Origin of the sequence: Streptomyces endocoffeicus (assembly GCF_016741935.1) — a bacterium.
GTDB classification, from domain to species: domain Bacteria; phylum Actinomycetota; class Actinomycetes; order Streptomycetales; family Streptomycetaceae; genus Streptomyces; species Streptomyces endocoffeicus.
The window spans coordinates 1-3,737 of the sequence record NZ_JAERRG010000106.1; the positions used below are offsets into that span (position 1 = coordinate 1).

Genomic DNA, 3,737 nt, shown 5'->3' on the forward strand with positions numbered 1-3,737 from the left:
CCAGCCGGAGCGTTCATCGGGCGGCGGACGTGGTGGACCAGCAGGTCGAGGAGTGGCGCGCGGTCTATGACTCCCTCTACGGGGACCGGGCCGCCACTTCGCTGAGCGAGGACTTCGTCGGTTGGGACAGCAGCTACGACCAGCGGCCCATCCCCCTGCCGGAGATGCGGGAGTGGCTGGCCACGACCGTGGACCGCATCAGCGCGCTCGGCCCGCGCGATGTCCTGGAGATCGGGGTTGGCACCGGTCTGCTCCTGTCACGTCTGGCTCCGGACTGTGCGAGCTACTGGGGCACCGACGTCTCGGCCTCCGCCATCGCCGCCCTGGATCAGCGTGTGGCGCAGGATCCCGCGCTGGGCGCAGGCGACGGCCGGATGACGCTCGAGTGCCGGCCCGCCCATGACTTCAGCACACTGCCCGAGGGCCACTTCGACACCGTCGTCATCAACTCCGTCGTCCAGTACTTCCCGAACGTCGACTACCTGACCGACGTCATCACCCATGCCATGGCGGTCCTCAAGCCCGGCGGAAAGCTGTTCATCGGGGACGTACGCAACCTTCGCCTGCTGCGCTGCTTCGCCACCGCGGTCGGCCTCACCCAGGCGCCCGCGGGGACCACGCCGGAGAGCCTGCGCGCCACCGTGGACAACGCCATCCGCCTGGAGCGCGAACTCCTGGTGGACCCGGAGTACTTCACCACCCTCACGTCCGCCGTGCCCGCCATCGGCGCCGTCGACGTCCGCGTCAAGCGCGGCTCGGCGCGCAACGAACTCACCCGGCACCGCTACGACGTCATCCTCACCAAGGCTCCCGTCACGCCCCTCGCCACCGAACACGCGCCACACCTCCGGTGGGGCGAGGACATCCATACGGTGGACGACCTGCGCGACGCGCTGACGGGAGACCGCCGCCCACGAGCGCTGCGGGTGACCGGCATCCCCAACACCCGGCTGACCGGCGAGCTCACCGCCCTGCACCGGATCGACACCGGTGCCGACCCGGACGACGCCCGGCACCACCTCACGGCAGCGGCCCCGACGGCCGGGCGTGACACCTCGGGGACGGAGCCGGACACGGAGCCGGACACCGAGCTGGACGCAGGGCCGGACCCGGAAGCGCTCCACCGGCTCGCCGAGGCTCGCGGCTACGACCTGGCACTGCGCTGGGTGACCGATGAAGCGCGTCTGGACGGTGTGTTCATCGACCTCAACGCCGACCGGCATATGGCAACCCCTGATGAGACCATCCGCGACACCGCCACCCTCGACGGGCCCACTGTCGGCGTCCCCACCCTCGACATCGCCGCACCGCCCTCCACCACCCCCCGCCGTCCCGCCTCCGCCTACGCCAACGAGCCGGGGCTGGCCCACGGGACCGATGCGGTGGTCGCCTCGCTCCGGTCGTATCTCAGCGAGCGGCTGCCCGCCCATATGGTGCCCTCGGCGGTCATCGCGCTCGACCGGATGCCGCTCACGGCGAACGGCAAGCTCGACCGCGCGGCCCTCCCCGCACCCGACTTCTCCGCGCTCGCTTCGGGACGGCCGGCTGCCACGCCCCTGGAGGCACGACTGTGTGCCCTCTTCGGCGAGGTGCTCGGCATCCCCGATGTAGGCGCGGACACGAGCTTCTTCAACCTGGGTGGCGACAGTGTCCTCGCCATGCGGCTGGTCAGCCGCGCCCGCTCGGAGGGACTCGTCCTCACACCGGGGCAGGTCTTCCAACACCGGACGCCGGAAGGGCTCGCTTCCATCGCCCACTCCGGGGAGGGCCCGGCGACCCCGTCGCAGGAGCTCACCTCCGGGGACGCGGGGCCCTTGGTAACCCTCACCCCACCCGAATACGAGAGCCTGTCGGCGGAGTCCACCGGCCTGTCGGCGAAAGCCACACACGCTACGCACGCCACGCACGCCACGCACGCCACGCACACCGCCGAGACCACGCACACCACGCACACCGCCGACACCGCGGAGCTGCTGCCGCTGACCCCACTCCAGAGCGGGCTGCTGTTCCACGCCGTGTACGACGAGGCGGCCCCGGACGTCTATCTGGTGCAGTTCACCTTCCACCTCGAAGGGGAGGTCAGCGGCCCGCGCTTCCGGCGGGCGGCGGATGCCCTGCTGCGCCGCCATCCGAACCTGGCCGCGTCCTTCCACCACCACGGACTGTCCCAGCCCGTGCAGGTGGTGGCGCCCGCCGTCCCCTCCGTCTGGCACGAGCTGGATCTCAGCGACCTTCCCGAAGACGAGCGCCCCGCCGCGTTCGACCGGTGGCTGGCCGAGGACCGCGCCACGCGGTTCGACCTCACCCGGCCGCCACTGATCCGCTTCGCTCTCGTCCAGTGGGGCGCGGATCAGTACCGGGTGGTGATGACCAGCCACCACATCCTGCTGGACGGCTGGTCAGTGCCGCTCGTCGTCCAGGAGCTGTTCACGCTGTACGAGCGGGACGGGGACGACTCGGGCCTGCCCGCCACCGCGCCCTACCGGGAGTACCTGGGCTGGCTGCGACGGCAGGACCGGGACGCGGCCCGCGCCGCCTGGCGCACGGCGCTGGCCGGTGTGGCGGAGCCCACCCTGCTGGCACCGGCCGATCCGGGCCGTACGACCGTGGCGCCCGACGAGATGGCCGTCGATCTGTCGCTGGAGCGGACCGCCCAACTCGCGCAGCGCGCCCGGCGGATGGGGCTCACCCTCAACACGCTGGTGCAGACCGCGTGGGCCATCCTGCTGGGTCGGCTGACCGGCCGGGACGACGTGGTGTTCGGTACGACGGTGGCGGTGCGCCCGGCGGAGGTGGCGGGCATCGAGTCGTTGGTCGGGCTGTGCATCAACACGGTGCCGGTACGTGTCCGGGTGCCGGTCGGCCGACCGGTGGAGGAGCTGCTGGCGGCCGTACAACGCCAGCACGGCGAGCTTTCCGCGCACCACCACCTGGGGCTGTCGGAGCTACGGCCCGCCGGCGGAACGGGGCAGCTCTTCGACACGGTGGTGGTCTTCGAGAACTACCCCGTGGGCGCCGGTGCCCACGCCCAGGCGGCCCGCGCCGGGCTGCGGCTGACGGCCACCGATGGTCAGGACGCCACGCACTACCCACTCTCGGTGGTCGTGGTCCCGGGCGAACGGCTGCGGTTGCGCCTCGGCTACCGTCCGGATGTGTTCGAGGCCCCGGCCATGCGGGCGGTGGCGCAGCGGCTGGTCCGCGTCCTGGAGGCCATCGCCGACGATCCGGGCCGGAACGTCGATCGGATCGACGTGCTCTCGGATGACGAGCGGAAGCGGCTGGTACCGCGCCGGGACGCCAGTGTCACGGTGGCCGACCCGAAGGTGTCGTTGTCGGGGTTGTTCGAGGAGTGGGTCGTACGGACTCCGGACCAAGTGGCTGTGGTCCACGAAGACCAACGGTGGACCTACCAAGAGGTGAACCAGCGCGCGAACCAACTGGCCCGGCTGCTATTGGAAGCCGGCGCCGGACCCGAACACCGCATCGCGCTGGCTCTCCCCCGCTCACCGTGGACCATCACCGCCATCTTGGCTGTCCTCAAAACGGGTGCCGCCTACGTACCGCTGGACCCCGACTACCCCGAACAACGCCTCGCCTACCTGCTCAGCGACAGCGACCCCACCGTCCTGATCACCACCACCAACGTCGCCCACACCCTCCCCACACCCGCCGAAGCGAAAGCCGTGCCTCGGGTGCTATTGGACGATTCCCACACCACCGCCCGCCTCGAGGCTCTC

General features: G+C 71.2%; 1 protein-coding gene. It reads left to right on the forward strand.

Annotated features, from left to right (window positions below; all coding sequences use genetic code 11):
* Window positions 1-29 precede the first annotated feature (29 nt).
* A partial coding sequence (locus JK364_RS53965) for a condensation domain-containing protein (protein ID WP_201858807.1) occupies window positions 30-3,737 on the forward strand: 3,708 nt, incomplete at its 3' end.